At 68.9% G+C, this 24308-nt stretch carries 18 protein-coding genes; 6 read left to right on the top strand and 12 right to left on the bottom strand.

Annotated features, from left to right (window positions below; translation table 11 throughout):
• Nucleotides 1-132: 132 nt before the first annotated feature.
• Both MFF24_RS15305 and MFF24_RS15300 read right to left on the bottom strand, forming a co-directional pair.
• Nucleotides 133-2259 carry an ABC transporter ATP-binding protein/permease gene (locus MFF24_RS15305; RefSeq protein WP_133091339.1) on the bottom strand — a complete coding sequence of 709 codons (2127 nt, stop codon included), beginning with the start codon at nucleotides 2257-2259 and terminating at the stop codon, nucleotides 133-135.
• A gap of 245 nt (nucleotides 2260-2504) precedes the next feature.
• Entirely contained in the window at nucleotides 2505-2834 is a 330-nt protein-coding gene (locus MFF24_RS15300; protein WP_108943099.1) for a hypothetical protein, read from the bottom strand.
• A 180-nt stretch (nucleotides 2835-3014) separates the two neighbouring features.
• On the opposite strand from MFF24_RS15300, the gene MFF24_RS15295 reads away from it, so the two are divergent.
• Complete coding sequence (locus MFF24_RS15295) at nucleotides 3015-3716, top strand: hypothetical protein (protein WP_373322698.1); 702 nt, start codon at nucleotides 3015-3017, stop codon at nucleotides 3714-3716.
• Between the two features lie 73 nt (nucleotides 3717-3789).
• Here the strand turns inward: MFF24_RS15295 and MFF24_RS15290 are convergent, their stop codons facing one another.
• Together MFF24_RS15290 and MFF24_RS15285 are read right to left on the bottom strand one after the other, a co-directional pair.
• Entirely contained in the window at nucleotides 3790-4713 is a 924-nt protein-coding gene (locus MFF24_RS15290; RefSeq protein ID WP_238225313.1) for a pyridoxamine 5'-phosphate oxidase family protein, read from the bottom strand.
• The gene (locus MFF24_RS15285; RefSeq protein WP_238225312.1) at nucleotides 4710-5336 is read right to left on the bottom strand and encodes a glutathione S-transferase family protein; all 627 of its coding nucleotides are present in this window, start codon (nucleotides 5334-5336) and stop codon (nucleotides 4710-4712) included. The genes MFF24_RS15290 and MFF24_RS15285 overlap by 4 nt, the downstream gene beginning before the upstream one ends.
• A gap of 151 nt (nucleotides 5337-5487) precedes the next feature.
• Between MFF24_RS15285 and MFF24_RS15280 the strand changes: the two genes are divergently transcribed.
• Nucleotides 5488-6393, top strand: coding sequence for a LysR family transcriptional regulator (locus MFF24_RS15280; RefSeq protein ID WP_238225311.1), 906 nt, complete (start codon nucleotides 5488-5490; stop codon nucleotides 6391-6393).
• A gap of 88 nt (nucleotides 6394-6481) precedes the next feature.
• Here the strand turns inward: MFF24_RS15280 and MFF24_RS15275 are convergent, their stop codons facing one another.
• The 8 genes from MFF24_RS15275 to MFF24_RS15240 all read right to left on the bottom strand — a co-directional run bounded on the left by MFF24_RS15275 (nucleotide 6482) and on the right by MFF24_RS15240 (nucleotide 16189).
• A complete protein-coding gene (locus MFF24_RS15275) occupies nucleotides 6482-8083 on the bottom strand; it encodes a sulfite reductase subunit alpha (RefSeq protein WP_238225310.1) in 1602 nt (533 codons plus the stop codon).
• A complete protein-coding gene (locus tag MFF24_RS15270) occupies nucleotides 8080-9873 on the bottom strand; it encodes a NirA family protein (RefSeq protein ID WP_238225308.1) in 1794 nt (597 codons plus the stop codon). The genes MFF24_RS15275 and MFF24_RS15270 overlap by 4 nt, the downstream gene beginning before the upstream one ends.
• Nucleotides 9874-9884: 11 nt before the next feature.
• Nucleotides 9885-11105 (bottom strand): NAD(P)/FAD-dependent oxidoreductase, encoded by a 1221-nt coding sequence (locus MFF24_RS15265; protein ID WP_238225306.1) that lies wholly within the window; start codon nucleotides 11103-11105, stop codon nucleotides 9885-9887.
• 25 nt (nucleotides 11106-11130) lie between these two features.
• Complete coding sequence (locus tag MFF24_RS15260) at nucleotides 11131-11925, bottom strand: ABC transporter ATP-binding protein (protein ID WP_133091347.1); 795 nt, start codon at nucleotides 11923-11925, stop codon at nucleotides 11131-11133.
• 12 nt (nucleotides 11926-11937) lie between these two features.
• A complete protein-coding gene (ntrB, locus tag MFF24_RS15255) occupies nucleotides 11938-12798 on the bottom strand; it encodes a nitrate ABC transporter permease (RefSeq protein WP_133091348.1) in 861 nt (286 codons plus the stop codon).
• On the bottom strand, nucleotides 12798-14090 hold the full coding sequence (locus MFF24_RS15250; protein ID WP_238225304.1) for a CmpA/NrtA family ABC transporter substrate-binding protein: 1293 nt from the start codon (nucleotides 14088-14090) through the stop codon (nucleotides 12798-12800). The genes ntrB and MFF24_RS15250 overlap by 1 nt, the downstream gene beginning before the upstream one ends.
• 486 nt (nucleotides 14091-14576) lie before the next feature.
• Nucleotides 14577-15605 carry a CmpA/NrtA family ABC transporter substrate-binding protein gene (locus MFF24_RS15245; protein ID WP_238225302.1) on the bottom strand — a complete coding sequence of 343 codons (1029 nt, stop codon included), beginning with the start codon at nucleotides 15603-15605 and terminating at the stop codon, nucleotides 14577-14579.
• Nucleotides 15602-16189, bottom strand: a complete 588-nt coding sequence (locus tag MFF24_RS15240; RefSeq protein ID WP_108942211.1) for an ANTAR domain-containing response regulator — start codon at nucleotides 16187-16189, stop codon at nucleotides 15602-15604. Before MFF24_RS15240 ends, MFF24_RS15245 begins: the two co-directional genes overlap by 4 nt.
• A 268-nt stretch (nucleotides 16190-16457) precedes the next feature.
• Between MFF24_RS15240 and MFF24_RS15235 the strand changes: the two genes are divergently transcribed.
• The 4 genes from MFF24_RS15235 (at nucleotide 16458) to MFF24_RS15220 (ending at nucleotide 24256) form a co-directional block, all read left to right on the top strand.
• On the top strand, nucleotides 16458-17042 hold the full coding sequence (locus MFF24_RS15235; protein WP_238225300.1) for a hypothetical protein: 585 nt from the start codon (nucleotides 16458-16460) through the stop codon (nucleotides 17040-17042).
• Nucleotides 17043-17248: 206 nt separating this feature from the next.
• Nucleotides 17249-19108: a glycoside hydrolase family 15 protein gene (locus MFF24_RS15230; RefSeq protein WP_238225298.1), complete on the top strand. Its 1860-nt coding sequence runs from the start codon at nucleotides 17249-17251 to the stop codon at nucleotides 19106-19108.
• A 51-nt stretch (nucleotides 19109-19159) separates the two neighbouring features.
• A complete protein-coding gene (gene tkt / locus MFF24_RS15225) occupies nucleotides 19160-21235 on the top strand; it encodes a transketolase (protein WP_238225296.1) in 2076 nt (691 codons plus the stop codon).
• Between the two features lie 198 nt (nucleotides 21236-21433).
• The gene (locus MFF24_RS15220) at nucleotides 21434-24256 is read left to right on the top strand and encodes a bifunctional transaldolase/phosoglucose isomerase (protein ID WP_238225294.1); all 2823 of its coding nucleotides are present in this window, start codon (nucleotides 21434-21436) and stop codon (nucleotides 24254-24256) included.
• The last annotated feature ends 52 nt before the right edge of the window (nucleotides 24257-24308 follow it).

The following is a 24308-nucleotide window of genomic DNA, read 5'->3' as shown; positions in this document are numbered from 1 at the left end:
CGATCTCCGCTTGATCAAAGCGGAGATCGGATCAGCAAGCCTGCGCGGCGCATGAGCGAAGCCAAATCCGCCATCCCGAAGGGATCAACCGGATTTGGTATGGCCACCACCTCCGATCGCGATGCGGCGCCCCTACTCCGCCGGAGCCGGCATGGCCGACATCCGCGGCTCGAACCGGCCCTCGCTCGCCGGCTTCATCTCGACGCGCCGGTCGTGGAACTTGTTCAGGGTTGAGCGGTGGCCGATCGAAACGATGGTGGTGCCGGGCAGGGTCTCGCGCAGCATCCGGTAGATCTCGGCCTCGGTCTCCTCGTCCAGCGCCGCGGTCGATTCGTCGAGGAAAAGCCAATCGGGCTTGGCCAGGATCGCCCGGGCGATGGCCAGCCGCTGCTGCTCGCCGCCCGACAGGCGCCGGTCCCAGCTATCGACCGTGTCGAGCTGGTCGGCGAGCTGCGGCAGCCGCGCGGCGAGCAACGCCTCGCGGATCGCCTCGTCGGAGAAGTGATCGATGGTGTTGGGATAGGCCACCGCGCCGCGCAGCGAACCGAGCGGGAGGTAGGGCCGCTGCGGAAGGACCAGCGCCGACTGCCCGGCCGGCACATCGACCCGGCCCTTGCCGAACGGCCAGATCCCGGCGATCGCCCGGAACAGGGTCGACTTGCCCGAGCCCGAGGGGCCGGCGACCAGCGTCGCGCTGCCCTTGGGCAGTTCGAACGAGGATGCCTGTACGATCTCGCGGCCGTCGGGCAGAGCCAGTGTCAGGTCGCGGGCGGTCACGGCGCCGGCGGTGTCGTTGCCGTTGGCGAGGCCGTAGCCGGCGCCCGCCAGCGCCTCGGCCTTGGTCATCGCCCGCTTGAACGAGCCGAGACGGATCGTGTTCGCCTTGTAGGCGGCGAGGATGGTGTAGGAGTTGATGAAGAAGTTCAGCGAATTCTGAACGTTGCTGAAGGCGTTCGAGGTCTGCTGCAGGGCGCCCAGGGTGATCTTCTTGGCGAAGAACGACGGCGCGGCGATGACGAGCGGGAAGATCGTGCTCGCCTGCCGGTAGCTGAAGGTGAAGGCGATCAGCTTGATGCGCCGGAAGATGATACCGACGTAGTTGTCGACGATGGCGTGGAACAGGGTGGCCAGCCGCGAGGATTCGGCCCGCTCGCCGCGCAGCAGGGCGATCTGCTCGGAGTAGATGCGGTTGCGGGCCAGCGCGAAGCGGAAATCCGCCTCGACCTGCTCCTGCCGGTAGTCGAGGCCGATGAGCGGCTTGCCGATCAGGTGGGTCAGCCACGTGCCGACCACTGCGTAGGCGATCACCAGCCAGACCAGGAAGCCCGGAATCACCGTGTCGGTGAAGGGCAGCACGAAGTCGCGCGAGAGCGTCCACAGGATGACGATGAAGGAGACGAGCTGCGCGGCCTGCGACAGCAGCCGGGTCGAAAGCGTCGTCGTCTGGGCGATGAAGTTGTTGACGTCCGACTGGATGCGCTGATCCGGGTTGTCGGCGTGCTCGTCGACGAACGGAATGCGGTAATGCGTGCCCTTCCCCAGCCAGCGCTCGTACAGGTTATGGGTGAGCCAGGTGCGCCAGCGCAGCTGCAGTCCCGAATCGACGTAGATGTCGATCATGCCGATCACGACGTTGAGGATCGCCAGCGGCACGAAGATGTAGCCGAGCTGATACCAGAAGGCCGCCGCATCGAACTCCTGCAGCGCATTGTACATGTCGCGATAGAAGAAGTTGAACCGCAGCGTCAGCGCGACATCGGCGAAGTTCACGAAGATCGACAGCGCGACGAGGTTGCGGCCGATCTGCCCTTCCGTGCGCCCGAAGCGGCGGAACATGCCGACTTCCCGGCTCGGCTTGTCGTGGCTGGCGAAATAGGGGTCGGCGATCAGGGTGATGTCGCGGATCGGCTTCCAATAGGAGATCGCGAGCACGATGCCGCCGAACACCACCGAGCCGGTCGCCGCGAAATCCGGCGGCAGCAGCGCCGCGACGGTGGCGGGCAGTGCACCCATGGCGGCGAGCGTCTTGGCGCCGGCCAGAACGAGGTAGCCGATGCCGTAGACCGAGACGAAAATCTTGAGATAGGCCGAGAGGTTGTTCGCGGCGACGAGGATGCCCGCCATCGCGAAGCCCGCGAGCGAGACGTAGAGCGGTGGGCTCGGGATCCCCGGCACGATGACCGGCAGGGCCAGCAGCAGGAGCGCGAAGAGCGCGGTGAGCACGGCCTGGATGCCGAGCCTGCTCTTGAATGCGGCCACGCGGGTCACTCCTTCTCGCTGCGCCGGCCCAGCCCCACCCCTGACGGAGGGAACGTGCCGGCGGACGGGTTCAATCGCCGAATGCCGCGCCCCTGGCCATCCGTCGTGGCGAGAACGTGGCGCGGAGCCGCACCTGTCACGTGAAATTTCGGTCATGTCGCGGGCCGGAGCCGCCGTTCACCAGCGTCGCGGGTGGTCGGGTGCGACACCGTGGCAGGATTTCTCGAAGGGCGTCGTCGTCGCGATCAGTTCGCGTCCCAGTTCCAGTCGCCGTAATCCGGCTCGCGGCAGCGGTAGCCGATCGGGCATTGCGGGTTGTCGCGGGTGGGGACGAAGCGCAGCTCGGCAATCTCGGTGATCTCGCAGAAGCTGCGGTCGCGCACGAAGCGCTCAGGCGGGCGTCCGCCGAAGCCGAGCGTCACCGCGCCTTCCGCCTTCACCACGGCCATCGCCTCCGCGCAGGTCGGCCGCGCCGTCTGCGTGCGCGACTGGGCGAAGGCGGGAGCAAGGGCGAAGGGCGACGTCAGCAGGGGCGCCAATGCCGAGCCGAGAACGGCGAGGGTGACAGGTTTCATCACGCGGGTACGGCCGACGGCCGGTTGCGGCCGCCAAGCTTGACCATGGCAGGTTCCGCTTGCGCCGGGAAGGGGTTGCCGTGCCTCTGCCGCATTCCGGGAGTCTATCCTGACTCCTAGGCTTACAAATCGACTGCGCCGGCAGGTTCTGCTTCCTGAAAGGTATTTTCGGACGCTAGGATGACGATGTCGGGAGCAGAGACGCAAGGGACGGTCGGCGAGACGGCGATGGCGGACGACGGTCACAACGCGGACGGGAAGGACGCGACGCGGGAGGCTCCCGCTACCGCCCTGTCGCGACGTCTCGTGATCCCTGTCGTCCTCGCCGCGGGCTGGGGTGCCCTGTTCGCCTACACGCTGGTGGTGCTCACCGATGACGGGCCGGTTGCGGCACCCGCCGGACACACCCGGCTTGCCGCCGCCGACGGGATCGACGTGCCGGAGGTTCGCCTACCCGAGCCGGAGCGGCCGGCCACGCCCGCTGCCAACCCCCCGGCGCGGGTGCTGACGGTCGCGGCACCTGCCCCGCCGCTCGACACCGTGGTCGCCCCGGCCGAGCCGCGGCCCGCAGCGCCGCTGGTGGAGCGGGCGGCCTTCGTCGGCATCTGGGGACCGAATCCGGTCGCCTGCGGCCAGCGCCAGCGCCGCCGCGGCTTCCTGCCCGCCACCATCACGGAGGACGGCGCCAAGGCCGGGCGCACCGTCTGCCGCTTCCGCAACAACCGCCGCGAAGGCAGCGCCTGGACCATGGCCGCCGATTGCAGCGAGCGCGGCCGCCGCTGGACCTCCCAGGTCCGCCTCCTCGTCGAGCATGACCGCCTCACCTGGAGCAGCGGCAAGGGCCAAGCGAATTACATCCGCTGCAGCCGCAAATCCGATTGACGAACGGCTCGCGCATCGTCCCGAAAAGTGGCCGCCGGCTTTCGGCAAAAAGTCGATGCACGAGAACGAGTCTCTACGCCACATCGGTGACAAACCGCAGCCGCAGCGCGCCCGCCCGGAAAACGACCCGCTCCGGCACGAACCGCCACAGGCGCTCGGCGCCTTTGCTCCGTTCCTCCTCCACCGGATCGAGCACGATTTCGGTGCGCCCGCTCATCTGCAGCAGATCACCGGTCGTGAAATCCGGAAAGACGAGGCCCGCCCGCGGGTTCTCCAACATGTTGCCGAGGGTGTTGAAGCAGCGGTTTCCGGAATAGTCGGGGATCGTGAGGCAGTCGTCGGCTCCGATCCGCACGAAGCCGGCCGGACCGCCCCGGTGCGAGACATCGACTTGCCATCCGCCATCTGCCGCCTCGACGGCGCTCGCGACGAAGAAGGTCTCCGCTGCCGCGATCACCGCTCGCGCTGCCGCGTCGAGCCGGTCCGACACGCGAGGGCGCGGCCCGGATTCGCGCGCCCGATCCGGATCCACCTCGTGCCGAACGCGGATATATTGCGGACAATTGCCGAAGCTCTCCTTGACCCGGATTGCGAACCCCTCCGGACCGCTCCGCTCGATCCGTCCGTTCAGGCGGTTGCGGCGGCGCGTGGCCAGCTCGATCCCGAGCAGACCCACACCCGCTCCATCCCCCAATCCCGCCTCGGCGGGATCGTCTGCATCGCGGGGCGACTCCACCCGAAGGTGGAGCGGGTCCGGCGCGTGGAGGAAGCCCGGCGCACCCTCATGCAGGGTCGCCCAGGGGCGCCCCTCCCCGTCCACGCTGCCCAGCACCGCGAACGGCAGCAGCGGAAAGAACGCCTGGTGCTGCGCGTTCAGGTGATCGCGGATCATCCGCGGTCCGAGTTCCGCCATCCGCCCGGCGATGCCGACATGCTCTTGGAGCGCCACCTCGCCCCGGTGCCAGGGCCAGGATGGGGCTGCGGTCTGCGCGCTCATGCCGAACCTCCCGTCGCGTTCAGGCCGACCGGCGAGGTCGGAAGCGCCACGTAGCCGGGCAGCGCCTCGATGCGGGCGAGCCACGCGCGGACATGCCCGTAGGCCGCGAGATCGACGTTCCCCTCAGGAGCGGCGGCGATGTAGCTGTAGAGCGCCACGTCGGCGATGGTCGGCCGCTCGGCGGCGAGCCAGTCGCGCGCCGACAGCTCCGCATCGATCAGCGCCAGGATCTGATGGGCGCGGGCGATCACCTCCGCTGCATCGAAGCGCGCCCCGAACAGCGTGACGAGCCGGGCGGCGCAGGGGCCGTTGGCAATGGGGCCGGCCGCAACCGAGAGCCAGCGCTGGACGCGTGCCGCTCCTTCCGCATCCTCGGGCAGCCAGTCGCCGCGCCCAAGCTTCTTGGCGAGATAGACGAGGATGGCGTTCGAATCCGGCACGATCACGCCAGCGTCGTCCAGGACGGGAACCTGCCCGAACGAATTGATCGCCAGGAAGTCCGGCGATCGGTTCTGACCGCCGGCAAAGTCGACCTCGACGGTCTCGAAGGGCAGACCGAGCAGCGACAGGAACAGGCGCGCTCGGTGGGCGTGGCCCGAGAGCGTCAGGCTGTAGAGCTTCATGGGGTGTCTCCGCGAGCCGCAGGATCGGCTGTGGATCGATCACACTCTCTCTGGGCCGCGAGGTGAACCAGCATAATCGACAAGCCACTGTTGCGTTGTGCGGAACAATCGCCACTCTGCTCGCCACGAAGGGTTTCCGGAGGGAGCCGTCATGGATCGGCTGCAGGGAATGCGCGTGTTCGTACGGGTCGCCGAGAGTGGCGGCTTCGCCGGAGCGGCCCGGGCGCTCGGCATGAGTCCGGCCGCCGTCACCCGTGCGGTTGCCGCGCTCGAAACCGCCATCGGCGCGCGGCTGTTCATCCGCACCACGCGCTCGGTCAAGCTGACGGACGCGGGCGGCCGCTATCTCGAGGATTGCCGCCGGATCCTGTCCGAGATCGCGGAGGCCGAGGCTGCCGCCGCCGGTTCGACCGCGACGCCGACCGGTGTGCTGACGCTGACGGCGCCGGTGCATTTCGGCCGCCTCTACGTTCTACCGGTGGTCACGGACTATCTCGCGCGCCATCCGGCCGTATCGATCCGCGCGCTGTTCCTCGACCGGATCGTCAACATGATGGAGGAGGGCATCGATGTCGGCGTGCGGATCGGGCACCTCGCTGATTCCGGGCTGAGCGCGATCCGCGTCGGCAGCGTCCGCCGGGTCGTCTGCGCCGCGCCGAGCTATCTCGAACGGCACGGCGTGCCCGAAACGCCCCGCGACCTGCGCGAACACGCGGTGATCGGCACGTCGAACTCCGGTGCTCTGCCGGAATGGCGGTTCGGACTCGAGCGGCGCATCGCGGTCGCCGTCCATTCCCGCCTCACCTGCAACACCGTCGACGCGGCGCTCGCCGCGGCTCTCGACGGGTGGGGAATCGTGCGGCTGCTGTCCTATCAGGCCGCGTCGGCGGTGGCGGAGGGGCGCCTGCGCATCCTGCTCAGCGACGACGAGGAGGCGCCGGTCCCGATCCACGTGGTCAGCCCCGAGGGGCGGCGGGCCCCGGCCAAGACCCGCGCCTTCGTCGATCTCGCCGTGGCCCACTTGCGCGCCGATCCGCGGGTGAACCCGGTGGGGTGATACGGTTTCCGGTTGATCCGTTCGGGTATGCCTCTCCGTCATCCCGGGTTCCGCTGCGCGGCCCCGGAATGACGACGGGACCGATGCTTCAGTACACGTCGGCCTGGTAACGCCCGGCCTTCTTCAGGGCGGCGAGATAGGCCACCGCCTCGTCGGGGTTCTTGCCGCCGTGCTGCGCGGCGACGTCGATGATCGCCCGCTCCACATCCTTGGCCATCCGCTTGGCGTCGCCGCAGACGTAGAAATGGGCGCCTCCTTCCAGCCACTTCCACAGTTCGGCGCCGTTCTCGCGCATCCGGTCCTGCACGTAGGTCTTCTCCGTGCCGTCGCGCGACCATGCGAGCGAGAGGCGGGTCAGCACCTTCTCGTCCTTCAGGCCGTTCAGCTCGTCCTTGTAGAAGAAGTCGGTCGCCTGCCGCTGGTGGCCGTAGAACAGCCAGTTGCGGCCGGGCGCCTTCGTCGCCGCGCGCTCGCGCAGGAAGGAGCGGAACGGCGCGACGCCGGTGCCGGGGCCGCACATGATCACGTCCTTGCCCGGATCCTCCGGCAGGCCGAAGCCGTGCGCCTTTTGCAGGTAGATCCGGACCTTGGTCTGCTCGGGAAGACGCTCGCCGAGATGCGTCGAGGCGACGCCCAGGCGCAGCCGCGAGCGGTGGTTGTAGCGCACGGCATCGACGGTCAGCGAGACGCGGCCGGCATCCATCTTCGGCGAGGACGAGATCGAGTAGAGCCGCGGCTGCAGCTCGTCGAGGGCCTCCAGGAACACCTCGGCATCGGGCCGTGCGCCGGGGAACTTGTGGAGCGCGCCGAGCACGTCGAGATAGGCGGCATCGCCGTCCGGATCCTCGCCGGCCGCCAGCGCCTGCGCCTTCTTGCGCGCCTCGCCCGAGGTCAGCAGCGACAGGAGCTGGTACAGGTTGTCCGGCGCCGAACCCAATGAGTAGTCGGTGAGCAGTCGGTCGCGCAGGGTCTTGCCGCCGATCTTCCGCTCGGGCCGCGTGCCGAGTTCGGCGATCACCGCATCGACCAGAGCCGGGGCGTTGGCCGGGAACAGACCGAGGGAATCGCCGGCCTCGTACTCGATCGGCGTGTCCCTCAGGTCGATCTCGATGTGCCAGGTCTCCTTCTCACCGCCCGGCGCGTTGAGCCGCGTGCGGGAGAGGAAGGTCGCCTCGACCGGGTTTTCGCGGCAATAGCCCAGCGGCCCGAGTTCCGGCTCCTTCTTGGGCGCGTCGGCCGCCGCCTTCGGGACCGCCGTGCCGGCCGAGGCGCCGAATTCCTCCTCCAGCTTCTTCAGCATCCGGAGCGTTTCCTTGCCGCCGGGCTGGCAGAGGTTCAGCCGCTCCTCGCTCTTCAGAAAGATCGCGTTGGCGTAGTCGGCGCAGTTGTAGCCGCACTGGCCGCAATCTTGCTGAGCCATGGCGGCCATCAGCTTCTGCGGCTCCGAGCGATCCTTCGCGATCGCCATGCGGTCGTTGATCGGCATCGACGGGTCGTGCCAGGGCGCGTCGTCGTTGTCGGCGAGCTTGGGGCCTGTCGAGGGCGCCTCGCCCGGCGCCAGCGCGGTGGCGCCCTCGACCGCCGGGCCGAGCAGCGCGGCGAAGTATCCGGACAGCCAGGAGCGCTGGTCGGCGTTGAAGGGGGCGCTCTCGGGGATGAGAACGAGCGGGGGCGCGACGTGCTGGGTCATGCGGCGGCCTTGAGGGCGGGTTGTTCTTCGGCGGCGTCGCGCAGGGCCTCGGGGCCGGTGCGCGCGGTGAAGGCCTGGAAGCTCTCCTCCGGGCCCTGGCGGCGGGCGAGATAGGCGTTGAGCAGCGCCTCGACGCGGGACGGCGCGTCCTCGGCTTTGACCGCCTTCCAGATCTCGGTGCCGATCTTCGGATTCTCGGCAAAGCCGCCGCCGACCACGATGTCGTAGCCCTCGACGGTGTCGCCCTCCTCCGAGACGACGACCTTCGCACCAATCAGGCCGATATCGCCGATATAGTGCTGGGCGCAGCTATGGTGGCAGCCGGTGAGGTGGACATTCACCGGCACGTCGAGGGCGGGCACGGTCTTCTCGACGTGGTCGGCAATGATCATCGCGTGGCCCTTCGTGTCCGAGGCCGCGAACTTGCAGCCGCGGGCACCGGTGCAGGCGACGAGCCCGGAGCGGATGCCGGCGGCCTTGATGGTGAGACCGAGCGCTTCGACGCGGGCCTCGACCTCGGCGACCTTGGCATCCGGCACGCCCGAGAAGATGAAGTTCTGCCAGACCGTCATGCGGATCTGGCCGTCGCTGCACTCGGCCGCGACCTTCGCCAGCCCGCGCATCTGGTCGGTGGTCATCTTGCCCACCGGCAGCACCACGCCGACCCAGTTCAGGCCGGGCTGGACCTGCTTGTGCACGCCCACATGGCTGAAGCGGTCGGTCGGCCGGCGTGGCGCGACGTGGGCGGGATCGACCCGGTCGAGCTTGCGCCCAAGTTTTTCTTCCACGGCGGCGATGTACTTGTCGAAGCCCCAGGCGTCGAGGACGTACTTCATCCGGGCCTTGTTGCGGTTGGTCCGGTCGCCGTTCTCGATGAAGACCCGGATGATCGCGTCGGCCACGCGATTGCAGTCCTCGGGCTTGAGGACGATTCCGGTGTCGCGGGCCAGATCCTTGTGGCCGGAGATGCCGCCGAGCACGAGGCGCATCCAGACGCCCGGCGCGACGGCTGCCCCCTCCAGCACCTCAATCGCCTGGAAGCCGATGTCGTTCGTCTCTTCCAGGGCCGGCGTCACGCCGCCGCCGTCGAACGAGACGTTGAACTTGCGCGGCAATCCGTAGAGCGAGCGGTCGTTCAGGATCCAGTTGTGCCAGGCCTTGGTGAGGGGCCGCGTGTCCAAGAGTTCCCGCGCATCGATGCCGGCGGCGGGCGAGCCGGTGACGTTGCGGATGTTGTCGGCGCCCGCGCCCTGCGCGGTCAGGCCGAGATCGGTCAGTCCGTCGAGGAAGGGCTGCGCGTGCTCAGGGTTGATCTCGCGCACCTGCAGGCCCGCGCGGGTGGTGACGTGGCTGTAGGCGCCGCCATGGGCGTCGGCGAGGTCGGCGATGCCGGCGAACTGCCAGTGGTTCAGGATGCCGTTGGGCACCCGGATCCGGCACATATAGGAGACCTGGTTCGGCGCGACCCAGAACATGCCGTGGTAGCGCCAGCGGAAATTGTCCTCGGGTTTCGGAGCCTTGCCGGTGGCGGCCTCCGCCTTCAGACGATTATGGCCGTCGAAGGGGTTCTCGGCGCGCTTCCACTTCTCCTGGTCGCACAGCTTGCCGCCCGCCTTCACGGTGCGCTCCTGCGCCTTGATGTGGATCGCGTCCGGCCCCGTGGGCTCGGCGGGCGGGGCGGAGGGTGCGCCCTGCCCGATCGCGAGGCCGCCGGTCATCCGGGCGGCGGCGATGCCCGAGGCGAAGCCTTCGAGATACCGCGTCTGCTCGGCGTTGAATTCGTCTGCCATCGCTGCCTCACTCACGCTGCGAGGGTTTTCGGGGCCGGGCCGAACATCAGGTCGTCCCGGTCGTCGGGGGAAAGCGGCGCGCCGGAGCGGATCAGCTCCTTGCAGCGTGCCTGCTCCGCGATATCGCCGACGAAGACTGCCCCTGCGAGGCGGTCGTCGACGATGATCAGCTTGCGGTAGAGCCCGGCGGCGGCGTCGTGCATCACGACCGCCTCGGCGCCCTCGGGCGTGTCGACCAGACCGGCGGAGAAGACCGGCAGGCCCGAGACTTTGAGGCTCGTGGCAAGGGACGTGCCGGGATAGGCCGCCGCCTCGCCGAGAAGCACCCGCGACAGCACCTCGGCCTGTTCGTAGGCGGGCTCGACCAGGCCGTAGACGACGCCCCGGTGCTCGGCGCATTCGCCGAGCGCGTGGATCGCCGGGTCGGAGGTGGTCATCCGGTCGTCCACCGTGATGCCGCGCCCGCATGTCAGCCCGCAGCCCTGCGCCAGCGCCGTCGAGGCGCGGATGCCCACCGACATCACCACGAGATCGGCCGGAATCACCGTGCCGTCCTTCAGCACCAACCGCTCGACCCGTCCGTCGCCCTCGATCGCCGCCGTGTCGGCGCATAGCATCACCCGGACGCCGCGGGCCTCCATCGCCGCGCGCACGAGGCGGGCGGCGGCGTGGTCGAGCTGGCGCTCCATCACCCGGTCCATGACGTGGACCAGCGTGGTGTCGACGCCAAGCCGGGCGAGCCCGACCGCGGCCTCCAGGCCCAGAAGCCCGCCGCCGATCACGACCGCTTTGGCGTGCTCCACCGCCGCCTTGCGGATCGCCGCCACGTCGGCGAAATCGCGAAACGTCAGGACGCCCGGCAGGTCGATGCCCGGCAGCGGCAGACGGATCGGCAGCGAGCCCACCGCCAGCACCAGCTTGTCGTAGGGCAGGACATGCGTCTGCCCGACCATCGCGATGCGGTTCGCCCGGTCGATCTCGGTCACCGGCGCGCCGGTGACGAGGCGGATGCCGTGTGCCTCGTACCAAGAGAGCGGGCGGAAGCTGCAGGCCGACTCGTCCACCTCACCGCCGAGCAGCGAGGAGAGCAGCACCCGGTTGTAGGCCGCCACCGGCTCCGCGCCGACCACCGTCACGTCGTAGCGACCCGGCGCGCGCTCCGTCAGCCGCTCGAGGAAGCGGAGCGAGGCCATGCCGTTGCCGGCGACGACGAGTCTGTCCTTCGAGCTCATGAACCCGTGATCCCCCTTCACGAATTCAGGCCGCGAGCGCCGGCTTGGCGTGGCGGGCGTAGAGGAATTCCAGCACCGCGGCGCGGGCGTGGACGTAGGTCGCGTCCTCCACGAGATCGAGCCGGCGGCGGGGACGGGCCAGCGGCACGGGCAGGATCTCGCCGATGGTGGCCGAGGGCCCGTTCGTCATCATCACGATGCGGTCGGAGAGTAGCACCGCCTCGTCCACGTCGTGGGTGATCATGATGACGGTGTTTCTGAGCCGCGTCTGGATCTCCATGAGCTGGTCTTGGAGGTGGGCGCGGGTCAGCGCGTCGAGCGCCCCGAACGGCTCGTCCATCAGCAGCACGGTCGGCTCCATGGCCAGCGCGCGGGCGATGCCGACGCGCTGCTTCATGCCGCCGGAGATCTCCGCCGGACGCTTGTCGGCGGCGTGCATCATGTTCACCAGCGCGAGGTTGTGCTCGATCCACTGAGCGCGCTCGGTCCGGGTCTTCTTGCCCCTGAGCACCTTATCGACGGCCAGTGCCACGTTCTCGCGCACGGTGAGCCAGGGCAGGAGCGAGTGGTTCTGGAACACCACGGCGCGGTCGGGGCCGGGGGCGTTCACTTCCTTGCCGTCGAGGAGCACGCCGCCGGTGGAGGCCTTGAGCAGGCCGGCGACGATGTTGAGCACCGTCGACTTGCCGCAGCCGGAATGCCCGATGATCGAGACGAACTCGCCCTTGGCGATGTCGAGGTTCACGTCGCGCAGGACCTCCGAGGTCTTAGCTCCGCGGCGGAAGGTGATGCCGACCTGTGAGAGAGTGAGATGAGCCATGATTCTGGTCCCTCAGCTTGCGGAGGTGCCGCGGGTCACCAGCACGCCGACGCCGGCGACCAGCCGGTCGAGGACGAAGCCGATGAGGCCGACATAGACGAGGGCGACGATGATCTCGGAGATGTGAGAGGAGTTCCACGCATCCCAGATGAAGAAGCCGATGCCGACGCCGCCGATCAGCATCTCGGCCGCGACGATGGCGAGCCAGGACAGGCCGACACCGATGCGAAGACCGGTGAAGATGTAGGGTGCCGCCGAGGGCAGCATGATCTTGTAGAAGAACTCGATCGGGTTCAGCCGGATGACGGCGGCCACGTTGCGATAGTCTTGCGGAATGTTGCGGATGCCCACCGCCGTGTTGATGATGATCGGCCAGATCGAGGTGATGAAGATCACGAAGATCGCCGAGGGCTGGCCGTCGCGGAAGGCGGCGAGCGAGAGCGGCAGCCACGCCAGCGGCGGGATCGTGCGCAGCACCTGGAAGATCGGGTCGAGGCCCCGCATCGCCCATTCGGACTGGCCGACGAGCGTGCCGAGCAGGACGCCGGCCACGACTGCCAGCGAGAAGCCCAAAGCCACGCGCTTCAGGCTCGCGGCGATATGCCAGAACAGGCCCTTGTCGGTGCCGCCGTTGTCGTAAAACGGATCGACGATGATGTCCCAGGCCTCCGCCACCACCCGCGAGGGCGGCGGCAGGCCGGCGGTGGGGGAGGAGCACAGCACCTCCCATAGGAGCAGGAAGCCCGCCAGGACGACGAGCGGCGGCAGGACACGGGCGGCGACGCCGCGCAAGCCGGCCAGGGTGACGAAGGGCGCGCGGGCCTTGGCGGCGGCGCGTTCGCGGGTGGCCGCGAGGGTTGCTCCGGTAGCCATCACGCGACCTTCTTGATGCCGAGGCTGGCGAGGTAGGCGGCGGGGTTCTCGGGATCGAAGACCTTGCCGTCGAACAGCGTCTCGACGCCGCGCGAGGTGGAGGTCGGGATCGCCGAGACGCCCAGCGCCTTGGCGGCCTCACGCCACAGATCCTCGCGGTTGACCTTGCCGATCAGCGCTTTGGTGTCGGTCTGCGCATCGAACTTGCCCCAGCGGATGTCCTCGGTGAGGAACCAGAGGTCGTGCGACTGGTACGGGTAGGAGGCGTTGTCGGCCCAGAACTTCATGGTGAAGGGGCTGTTCTCGACGATGCGGCCGGTGCCGTAATCGAACTTGCCCTTCATCCGGTCGACGACGTCGGCCACCGGCACGTTGATCCACTGGCGCTTGGCCACGATCGCCGCCATCTCGTCGCGGTTCTCGGGCTTCTCACACCATTGCTGGGCCTCCATCACCGCCATCAGCAGGGCTTTCGCCGCGTTGGGGTACTTGTCGACCCAGGCCGCGCGCATGGCGAAGGCCTTCTCCGGGTGATCCTTCCAGAGTTCGCCGGTGGTGATCGCGGTGTAGCCGATGCCCTGGTGGATGAGCTGCTCGTTCCACGGCTCGCAGACGCAGAAGCAGTCCATCGTGCCGACCTTCATGTTCGCCACCATCTGGGGCGGGGGCACGACGATGGTCTCGATGTCCTTGTCGGGGTCGATGCCGCCGGCGGCGAGCCAGTAGCGGATCCAGAGGTCGTGGGTGCCGCCGGGGAAGGTCATGGCCGCCTTCACCGCCTTGCCCGACGCCTTCTTGGCCTCCAGCACGGCTTTGAACGGCTTGGTGTCCAGGCCGATCTTGTGGTCGATGTGCTCCTTGGCGATCGAGATGCACTGACCGTTCAGGTTGAGCCGGGCCATGATGTACATCGGCACGGGCACGTTGTTCTGCGTCACCCGGCCCGCCGAGATCAGGTAGGGCATCGGGCTGAGGATGTGGGCGCCGTCGATGCCGTTGCCCTCGGAGCCGAGCACGAGGTTGTCGCGGGTCGTGCCCCAGCTCGCCTGCTTCAGCACCTCGGTCTCGGGCAGGCCGTACTTGGCGAAGATGCCCTTTTCCTTGGCCACGAAGAGCGGGGCCGCGTCGGTGAGCGCGATGAAGCCGAGCTTGGCCCCCTTCACCTCGGGTCCCGCGCCCTGCGCGAAGGCACCGGCCGGCAGGGCGGCGCGGGCGGCACCCGCCAGGGCGAGGGCGGCCGCCGCTCCCTTGAGGACGCCGCGACGGGTCGTGTTGCCGTGATCGATGCTCATCCGCTCTTCGCTCCGGTGCGCTGTCTGCACATGAAAAAAGCCGCTGTCCGGGGATCGCCTGCGCGATCGACATTCGTCGCGTGCGGGCATTCCGGATCAGCGGCTTTGCTGACGTTTGAGGCCCGTCACCGTTGGCGAGCCCGTGCGAACGGCTTTGCAGGAGCCGTGCCAAAGAAGGTGTCAGGTGCGGTTTGAAGCGTGGTCCGGTCTCGGCTCGATCGCTTCGGTGCCGTTTGCGTCATCCCGGATTCGCTTGGCAGCGCCCCGGACGGGCGGCGCTGAACCGGACCAATCGACCGGGACGGGTATGAGACCGATGCGGGGACACATTCAGGGCGGCCACGGTGGCGAAGCGGGGCCGCCGTAACGTGTCGTTTGCTGCATTGCACGCGCTCGACAGGCGAGAGATCGACGGCGCTGCACAAAAAATGGGCTGCTGATGCCGCGATGCGCAGCCCAAGCGGGTTCGGCGCGCTCGAACGCAGCTCAGCCGCCGATAGCCGCCTCGAAGAGGTCCGGCCGGTAGAGCGCGGCCCCCCGGTCCGCCGCATCGCCGCCGGGTGCGACCTGCCCGCAGGCGATCATCTGCGTCACCAGCCACCGGGCATGGGCGGGGTCGGGCCGATGGGTCGCGGCGTCGAGGCGCAGATAGGCCGGGTTCGCACGCTCGCGCCCGCCGCCATCCACGATCAGCGCACCGGCGAGCGTGCGGGCGATGAGCGCGGCATCCGAATCGAGTTCGGCCCGCGCGGCGAGCAGGGTACTCAGGGCGACGCGGTTGGCCGGATCGGCGCACCACAGCCCGGCCCGATGGACGGCCCGCACCAGGGGACGCATGAATTCCGCTCCCTCGGCAGGCAGGGCCAGCACCTTTTCCGGGCAATCGGGTGCGATCTCGCAGCCGAGCGCCGCGATCCGGCCGAGGCCGGCAGCGACCGCGACGCTGTTCCAGGGCGCGCCGACGCAGAAGCCGTCGATGCGTCCGCGCCGGAGCGCATCCACCGTATCGGGCGGTGGCACCACGACGAGGCGCACCGCGGTGTCGAGGTCGAGCCCGCCGAGACCCGCGAACAGGCGAAGCTGGTAGGAATGGCTGGAGAAGGGATGCACGGTGCCGATGGTGAGCGGACGTCCCTCCCCGGCCCGCGCGCGGGCGACCCGGGCGAAGCCCGCCGCCACATCGGTGAGATCTTGGTCAGGTGCGTCGCTCTTCGCGGCCATCGCCGCCCAGAGCGCGTTCGAGACGGTCACCGCATTGCCGTTGAGACCGAGCGCCATCGGCACGCTGATGTCCGCCTGCGGCCCCGAGAGCCCCAACGCACTGGCGATGGCGAGCGGTCCGAGCATGTGCGCGGCGTCGAGATGGCCGAGCGCCAGCCGGTCACGCAGGGTTGCCCAGGACGGCTCGCGCGACAGCGCGATCTCGAGCCCCTCGGCCCGCGCGAAGCCCAGTTCCACCGCCGCGATCACGGGGGCGGCATCGGTGAGCGGGACGTATCCGAGCCTGATTCTCATCCGAGCAGGTCCGCTGCGGTGACGATGGCGCGGGCGATGTCGACGATCTTGCGCTTCTCGTTCATCGCCTGCCGCCGCAGGAGCTTGTAGGCCTCGTCCTCGCTCATTCCCTTGCGCGTCATCAGGATGCCCTTGGCCCGCTCGATCAGCTTGCGGTCGGCGAGTTCGGAGCGGGCCTCGTCGAGTTCGCGCTGGAGCCGTGCGAAGGCGTTGAAGCGAAGGATGGCGATGTCGAGGATCGAGCGGATCCGCTCGGTCCGCAGGCCATCGACCACGTAGGCCGAGATGCCCGCATCGACCGCCGCCTGCATCATGGTCTGGTCCGAGCGGTCCACGAACATCGCCACCGGCCGCTCCGCCTGCCGGGACAGGCCCGACATCTGCTCCAGCACGTCCCGGCTCGGGCTCTCCAGATGCACCACGATCACGTCGGGCTTGAGGCCCGCCACCCGTGCCTGGAGATCGGGCCCGTCGGGCAGGACGACGACCCTGTCGACGCCGGAGGCCCGGAGGCCCTCCTCCAGGATGGCCGCGCGAGCGGGGCTCGGGTCGATCACGGCGACGGTGAGGCTGGTCTCGGTCATCGAGGCCCGAATGGTTCGATCCGTTCGAGGAGGACGTGCGGGTGGGACTTGGAGGAGCAGATGTTCAAGAACTTGCTGATGGCACCACAGGTCGGCTGACACGCAAGCCGTGCGCCGCCCGATCCGCGACGATCTGCGACGACCGTTACGAACCGGACATCGATCGGCCCCGCTTCTGCCGCAAACCGGGGCGCACACTCAAGCCGTTCACGAATCCATCGAGAGGGGCCGGTCCATGCGCGTCGTCGATCCGCTGCGGAAGCCGGATGTGTCCGCGACCCCTCGCCCCGTGCTTCCCCCCTTCCTTCCGACGCTCGGCCTCGCCGTGGTGGCCGCGCTGCTGTCGCTCGCCTGCCGCGAGCCGGCCAAGGGACCGACCATGGAACCGGCCGGCTCGTCGCGGCCGGTTCCGGCCATGGCCGCGGCGCCTGGCCTCGCGGTGTTCGATCCGGGCAAGGCGCTCCTCGCCGACGTTGAGGCGGGGCCGGCCAGCGAAGCCTTCGCCCGCCTCATGCCCCTCGTCGCGGCGAGCGAGGCCGCGCCGGCGGCGGCCCGTCCTCCGCGCGTCGCCGCCCGGCCCGAGCGCCGCCGCGCACCCGCGAGCCGGATGGCGACGACCCAGCCGGCAAGCCCGCAGAAGAACGCGGAGCCGGTCGTCCCGGCGCCCGCCGCGATGGCCCGCGCGGAGGACGAGGACGACCGCTTCCTGCCCACCGGCGCCCTCCCCTTCGCCGCCGTCGATGCGGCCTGGGATGCGGCCCGCCGGGCCGGCACCGGGGCGGCGACGGGTGTTGCGACCGGCGTGACGAGCCTCGGCAGCTCGGTCGTCAGCCTCGTGTCGGAACTGCGCTGAGCCCGCGCACCGGCCCGGCGTTCTCAGAATCGTTTAGTCCGGAAACCTTGCGAAGCGCGGCCGCTGCGCCACTTCGCGCGGGGCACAGCTGCGATTGCGCCCGCCTCCGCAGCGAGGCGGCCTTTGCGCGCGTGATGCCCTGTCAGAGAGCCGAAGCCCGCGTATCCCCCGCGCCGTTCGGCTCGGGCGCGACGACGGAGACCGGGATGGCGGGACGGATCGAGGATTACGCCCTGATCGGAGACGGCCGCACCGCCGCCCTGGTCGGGCGCGACGGCAGCATCGACTGGCTGTGCATGCCGCGCTTCGACGCCTCGGCGCTGTTCGCGAGCCTGCTGGGAACGGAGGAGCACGGCTTCTGGAAGCTCGCTCCCGCAGCGGGGGGCGCGCAGCATTCCTGGCGCTACCGCACCGGCTCGCTGGTGCTGGAGACGACGCACAAGACCCATGAGGGCGAGGTCCGCGTCACCGATTTCATGCCCGTCGGCGACGGTTCCCACGTCATCCGCCTCGTCGAGGGCGTGCGCGGCCGGATGGCGATGCGGATGGAACTGGCGGTGCGCTTCGATTACGGCTCGGCGGTACCGTGGGTGTCGCGCAGCGAACTCGGTGACCTGCGCGCCATCTCCGGGCCGCACAAGGTGGTGCTGCGCACCAACGCGCCGATGCGCGGCTCCACCCGCCAGACCACGGTCTCGGAATTCACGGTCTACAAGGGCGACGCGGTCCGCTTCGTCCTCAGCTACGGCGCCTCGCACGAGGAGGACCCTGCCCCGATCGAGCCGCGCCGCTGGCTCGACGACACCAACCGCTTCTGGCGCGAATGGTCGAGCCGCTGCACCTTGGAGACGCCCTGGAACGACATCCTGCGTCGCTCGCTCCTGACGCTGAAGGCGCTGATCTACCGCCCGACCGGCGGGATCGTCGCCGCGCCCACCACCTCCCTGCCCGAGGAACTCGGCGGGGTGCGCAACTGGGACTATCGCTTCTGCTGGCTGCGCGACTCGACCTTCACGCTGCTCGCACTGATGGATTCGGGCTACATGGAGGAGGCCCGCGCGTGGCGCGACTGGCTGACCCGGGCGGTGGCCGGCAACCCGGAGCAGGCGCACATCCTCTACGGCATCGCCGGAGAGCGGCTCCTGCCGGAAATCGAACTCGACTGGCTGCCCGGCTACGAGGGCTCAAAGCCGGTGCGCGTCGGCAACGCGGCGATCGCGCAGTTCCAGCTCGACGTCTACGGCGAGGTCTTCGACGCGCTGTTTCAGGCCCGCGCCGGCGGCATGGGGCAGAACAAGGAGGGCCTGCGCGTCGGACAGGCGCTGATCAAGCACCTCGAGACCGCGTGGCGCGAGCCTGACGAAGGCATCTGGGAGGTGCGCGGTGGGCGGCGCCACTTCGTCCACTCCAAGGTGATGGCCTGGGTTGCCTTCGATCGGGCGATCCGCAGCGTCGAGATGATGGGCGTGGACGATCTGCACTCCGTGGAACCGCCGGTCGATCATTGGAAGGCGATCCGCGACGAGATTCACGCCGAGGTCTGCGAGAAGGGGTTCGACCCGGAGTTGAACAGCTTCGTCCAGTCCTACGGAAGCAAGGCGCTCGACGCGAGCCTGCTGCTGGTCGCGCATATGGGCTTCCTGCCCCAGGACGATCCGCGCGTGATCGGCACGGTGGCGGCGATCGAGCGGCAGCTGATGCGCGACGGCTTCATCCTGCGCTACGAAACCGAAGGCCAGACCACTGACGGGCTACCCGGCAACGAGGGCGCCTTCCTACCCTGCAGCTTCTGGTACGCCGACAACCTGATCGGGCTCGGCCGTTGCGAGGAGGCCCGCGCGCTGATCGAGCGCCTGATCGGCGTCTGCAACGATCTCGGATTGGTCTCGGAGGAGTACGACGTGCGCGAAAAACGGCTGGTGGGGAACTACCCACAGGCGTTCACGCATGTTGCGCTCGTGAACACGATCCTCAATTACAGCCGCGCGATCGGTCCGGCGACGGAACGAGGCAGCGGCGCGGACCATTCCGAGTCGAGGGTAGGCGAATCCGTTGCAGCGCAGTAGGCGCATCCCGTTCGGCAGACGGGCAATGGAAGCGAGAAAGACGGGTACTCCATGAGCGGTGCAGACACGAGCCCGAAGGCGGCGCTGAGCGAGGGTGACAAGCTCGCGATCGACACGATCCGGACGCTCGCGATCGACGCGGTGCAGAAGGCGAATTCCGGCCATGCCGGCGCGCCGATGGCGCTGGCGCCCGTCGCCTACACCCTGTGGAACCGGTATCTGCGCTACGATCCGGCCCATCCGCACTGGCCCAACCGTGACCGCTTCGTGCTCTCGGCGGGCCACGCCTCGATGCTGCTCTACGGGCTGCTGCACTTGGCGCGCGTGGCCGAGAAGGACGGCGGCAACGCGCCCGCCATCTCGCTCGACGACATCAAGAAGTTCCGGCAGCTCGACAGCCGGACGCCGGGCCACCCGGAATACCACTTCACCACCGGCGTCGAGACCACCACCGGCCCGCTCGGCCAGGGCGTGGCGAATTCCGTCGGCATGGCGATCGGCGGCCGCTTTAAGGGCGAGCGCCTGAACCGGCCCGACCTGCCGCTGTTCGATTACAACGTATACGCCATCTGCTCGGACGGCGACCTGATGGAGGGCGTCTCCCAGGAGGCCGCCTCGATCGCCGGGCATCTTCGCCTGTCGAACCTGTGCTGGATCTACGACAACAACACCATCACCATCGAGGGCCACACCGAACTCGCCTTCTCGGAGGAGGTCGCCGCGCGCTTCCTCGCCTATGGCTGGCAGGTGCTGCGGGTGGCCGACGCCAACGACACCCACGCCATCGCCTCGGCGCTCGAGACCTTCCTGCAATCGAGCGATCGCCCGACGCTGATCATCGTCAACTCGATCATCGGCTACGGCGCCCCGACCAAGCAGAACACCTCCAAGGCCCACTCGGACGCGCTCGGCCCCGACGAGGTCAAGGGCGCCAAGCGCGCCTATGGCTGGCCGGAGGATGCCGAATTCCTGGTACCGGACGGCGTCTACGACACCTTCTCCGAGGGCATCGGCAAGCGCGGCGCCGCGCTCTACAGCCAGTGGCAGGGCTTTTTCGAAGAGGCCAAGGCGGCGGATGCGGCGCATGCCGAAGATCTCACCGCCTTCCTCGAGGGCCGGTTGCCCGAGGGCTGGGACCGCGACATCCCGGTTTTTGAACCCGACGCCAAGGGCCTCGCCACCCGCGAATCCTCGGGCAAGGTGCTCAATGCCATCGCTCGGCACGTGCCGTTCCTGCTCGGCGGCTCGGCCGATCTCGCGCCGTCGAACAAGTCGAACCTCACCTTCGAGGGCGCGGGCTCGCTGACCCCGTTCGAGCCGGGCGGGCGCAACATCCATTTCGGCGTGCGCGAGCATGCCATGGGCTCGATCGTGAACGGCCTCGGCCTCGTCGGCCTGCGGGCCTACGGCGCGACCTTCCTCGTCTTCGCCGACTACATGCGCCCGCCGATCCGGCTCGCCGCGCTGATGGAACTGCCGGTCTTCCACATCTTCACCCACGACTCGATCGGTGTGGGCGAGGACGGGCCGACCCACCAGCCGGTGGAGCAACTGCTGTCCTTGCGCTGCATCCCCGGTCTCGTGACGCTGCGCCCGGCCGATGCCAACGAGGTGGCCGAGGCCTACCGGGTGATCTTCTCCTTGAAGAACCAGCCGGCGGTACTGGCGCTCTCGCGCCAGCCGCTGCCGACCTTCGACCGCTCGAAATACGCCTCCGCCTCAGGTACCGCCAAGGGCGCCTACGTGCTCGCCGATTGCGACGGCGCCCCGGACGTGATCCTGATCGGCACGGGCTCCGAGGTGCAGCTCTGCGTCGGCGCCTACGAGACCCTGAAGGGCGAGGGCGTGAAGGCCCGCGTCGTCTCGATGCCGTCCTGGGACCTGTTCGAGCGCCAGGACGAGGCTTACCGCAACAGCGTCCTGCCGCCGGACGTGCTGGCGCGCGTGGCGGTGGAGCAGGGCAGCGTCATCGGCTGGGACCGCTACGCCGGCTCCTCGGGCGCGATCGTCGGCATGCACACCTTCGGCGCCTCGGCCCCGATCAAGGACCTGCTCGGCAAGTTCGGCTTCACCGCCGAGAAGGTGATCGAAGCCGCCCGCGCGCAGGTGGCTAAGCACAAGAAGTAGAGCACGGATTCCAACCCTCCCCGTCTGCGGAGCAGGCGGGTGAGGGGCCGGCTCCGCACTCTCGGGAAGCGGCGCTCCCCTCGCCCGACCCGCTTCGCGGGCCACCCTCCCCCGCAGAGCGGGGAGGGCTGAAGCGCCTGCATCGCCCTATCTACCGGTGTGGGACGCCTTAAAGAATTTCACGCGAGGACGACCGAGATGAACGCGCTGAACGCCCTCTTCTCCGAGCACGAGCAGGCGGTCTGGCTCGACTTCGTGGCCCGCGGCTTCATCGCCAAGGGCGAACTCAAGGCGCTGGTCGAGAAGGACGACCTGCGCGGCGTCACCTCCAACCCGGCGATCTTCGAGAAGGCGATCGGCCACTCGGCCGAGTACGACGACAGCCTCAAGGCTGCACTCGATCACGGCGACGCCCGCGTCATCGACCTCTACGAGGGGCTCGCCATCGCCGACATCCAGGCAGCGGCCGACGTGCTGCGGTCCGTTTACGAGTCGAGCGACGGCGCCGACGGCTATGTCAGCCTCGAAGTCTCGCCCTACCTCGCCCTCGACACCGAGGAGACCCTCAATGAGGCCCGCCGCCTGCATCAGGCGGTCGGCCGCGACAACCTGATGGTGAAGGTGCCGGCCACCCCCGCGGGCCTGCCGGCGATCCGCCAGCTCACGGCGGAGGGCATCTCGGTCAACATCACCCTGCTGTTCTCGCAGGATGTCTACGAAGAGGTCGCCCACGCCTTCATCGACGGCCTGACCGAGTTCGGAGAGAAGGGCGGCGACGTCTCGCGGGTCGCGTCCGTCGCGAGCTTCTTCATCAGCCGCATCGACACCCTCGTCGACAAGCGGCTCGACGAAATCGGCGGCTACGAGGATCTGAAGGGCAAGGTGGCGATCGCCAACGCCAAGCTCGCCTACCAGCGCTACAAGCGCATCTTCTCCGGGCCGAAATGGGCGGCGCTTGAGGCCAAGGGGGCCAAGGCGCAGCGCCTGCTCTGGGCCTCCACGGGGACCAAGAACAAGGCCTATTCCGACGTGCTCTACGTCGAGGAGCTGATCGGCAAGAACACCGTCAACACGATGCCGCCGTCCACTATGGACGCGTTCCGCGACCATGGCCGGGTGCGGGCGACGCTGGAAGAGAATATCGGCGAGGCCGAGACCGTGATGGCGCGGCTCGCTGAGGCCGGAATCGACATCGAGTCGGTGGCCCGCCAGCTCGTGGACGAGGGCGTGCAGCTCTTCGTCGATGCCGCCGACGCGCTGCTCGGCGCCGTCGCGGGCAAGCGCACGGCCTTCCTCGATCACCGGCTCGACGCCCAGACCTTCAAGTTCGACGACGCGCTCCAGGCGGCCACCGACAAAGCGGTCGAATCCTGGCGCACCAGCGGCGCCATCCGCCGCCTCTGGGCCCACGATGCCAGCGTCTGGACCGGCCGCGACGAGGATAAGTGGCTCGGCTGGCTGCGCATCGTCGAGGACGAATTGGAGCGGGTCGATCTCTACGAGAGCTTCGCCGAGGAGATCCGGGCGGAGGGCTTCACCGATGCGGTGGTGCTCGGCATGGGCGGATCCAGCCTCGGGCCGGAAGTGATCGCCGCGACCTACGGCCATCGCGAGGGCTATCCGAAACTGCGCATCCTCGACTCGACCGATCCGGACGAGGTGCGCGCCGTCGAGGCCGCGGTGAACCTCGAGAAAACCCTCTTCATCGTCGCTTCGAAGTCGGGCTCGACCCTGGAGCCCAACGTGTTCCGCGACTACTTCCTCGGCCGGATGAAGGAGGTCGTCGGGGCCGACAAGGCGGGCCGCCACTTCGTTGCCGTGACCGATCCGGGCTCGGCGATGGAGAAGGCCGCCAAGGATGACGGCTTCCGAAAGATCTTCCTCGGCGTGCCGCAGATCGGCGGCCGCTATTCGGTGCTGTCAGCCTTCGGTCTCGTCCCCGCCGCGGCGGCCGGCGTCGAGATCCGCGACTTCCTCGACAGCGCCCGGATGATGGTCCGCTCCTGCGGGCCGGCGGTGCCGCCCGCGGCCAATCCCGGCGTGCGCCTCGGCGCGGCGATGGGCGTGGCGGCCAAGGAGTTCGGGCGCGACAAGATCACGATCATCGCCTCACCTGGTATCGACACCTTCGGTACCTGGGCCGAGCAGCTCATCGCCGAATCGACCGGCAAGGAAGGCGTTGGCATCATTCCGATCGAGGGTGAGCCGGTGGGCGTGCCGGCCGTGTACGGCGAGGATCGCCTGTTCGTGTATCTGCGCCTCGCCGCCCAAGCCGATGCCCGCCAGGATGAGGCGGTGAAGATCCTGGAGAGTGAGGCGCAGCCGGTGGTGCGCATCGATCTCGACAAGGTGGAGCAGCTGCCGCAGGAATTCTTCCGCTTCGAGATCGCCACGGCGGTGGCGGGCGCGGTGCTCGGCATCAATCCGTTCGATCAGCCCGACGTCGAGGCGAGCAAGATCGAGACGAAGAAGCTCTTTTCTGCGGCCGAGGAGACCGGAGCGCTGCCGGCCGAGACGCCGATCTTCGAGGACCAGACGGTCGCGCTCTACGCCGATGCCGCCAATGCCGAGGCCCTGCGCTCCGGTGAAGGCTTCGAGGCGATCGTGGCCGCGCATCTGGCGCGGGTGAAGCCGTGCGACTACGTCGCCGTGCTCGCCTACGTGGAACGCAACGAGGCGTATCACGCGCCCCTGCAGGAGGCCCGTCTCGCCCTGCGCGACGGGCGCCGGGTCGCGACCTGCCTGGAATTCGGTCCGCGCTTCCTCCACTCGACGGGGCAGGCCTACAAGGGCGGTCCGGCCTCCGGCGTGTTCCTGCAGATCACCGCCGACCCCTCGGCCGACCTGCCGATCCCCGGACGCAAGCTCGGTTTCAAGACGGTGATCGCGGCGCAGGCGCGGGGCGATTTCGCCGTCCTGTCCGAGCGCAAGCGCCGGGCGCTGCGAGTTCATCTCAAGGGCGGTGATGTCTCCGGCGGCGTGAAGCGCGTCGCGGCGGCGATCAAGGCAGCGGTGGGATAGGACGGCGGTCGCCGAGTCGATTTCCCCCTCTCCCCGCAAGCGGGGCGAGGGG

It is taken from the genome of Methylorubrum aminovorans, assembly GCF_022179725.1.
GTDB lineage: Bacteria > Pseudomonadota > Alphaproteobacteria > Rhizobiales > Beijerinckiaceae > Methylobacterium > Methylobacterium aminovorans.
The sequence above is the reverse complement of the archived record's forward strand: the minus strand, read 5'-3'. Positions and strand labels throughout refer to the sequence as shown.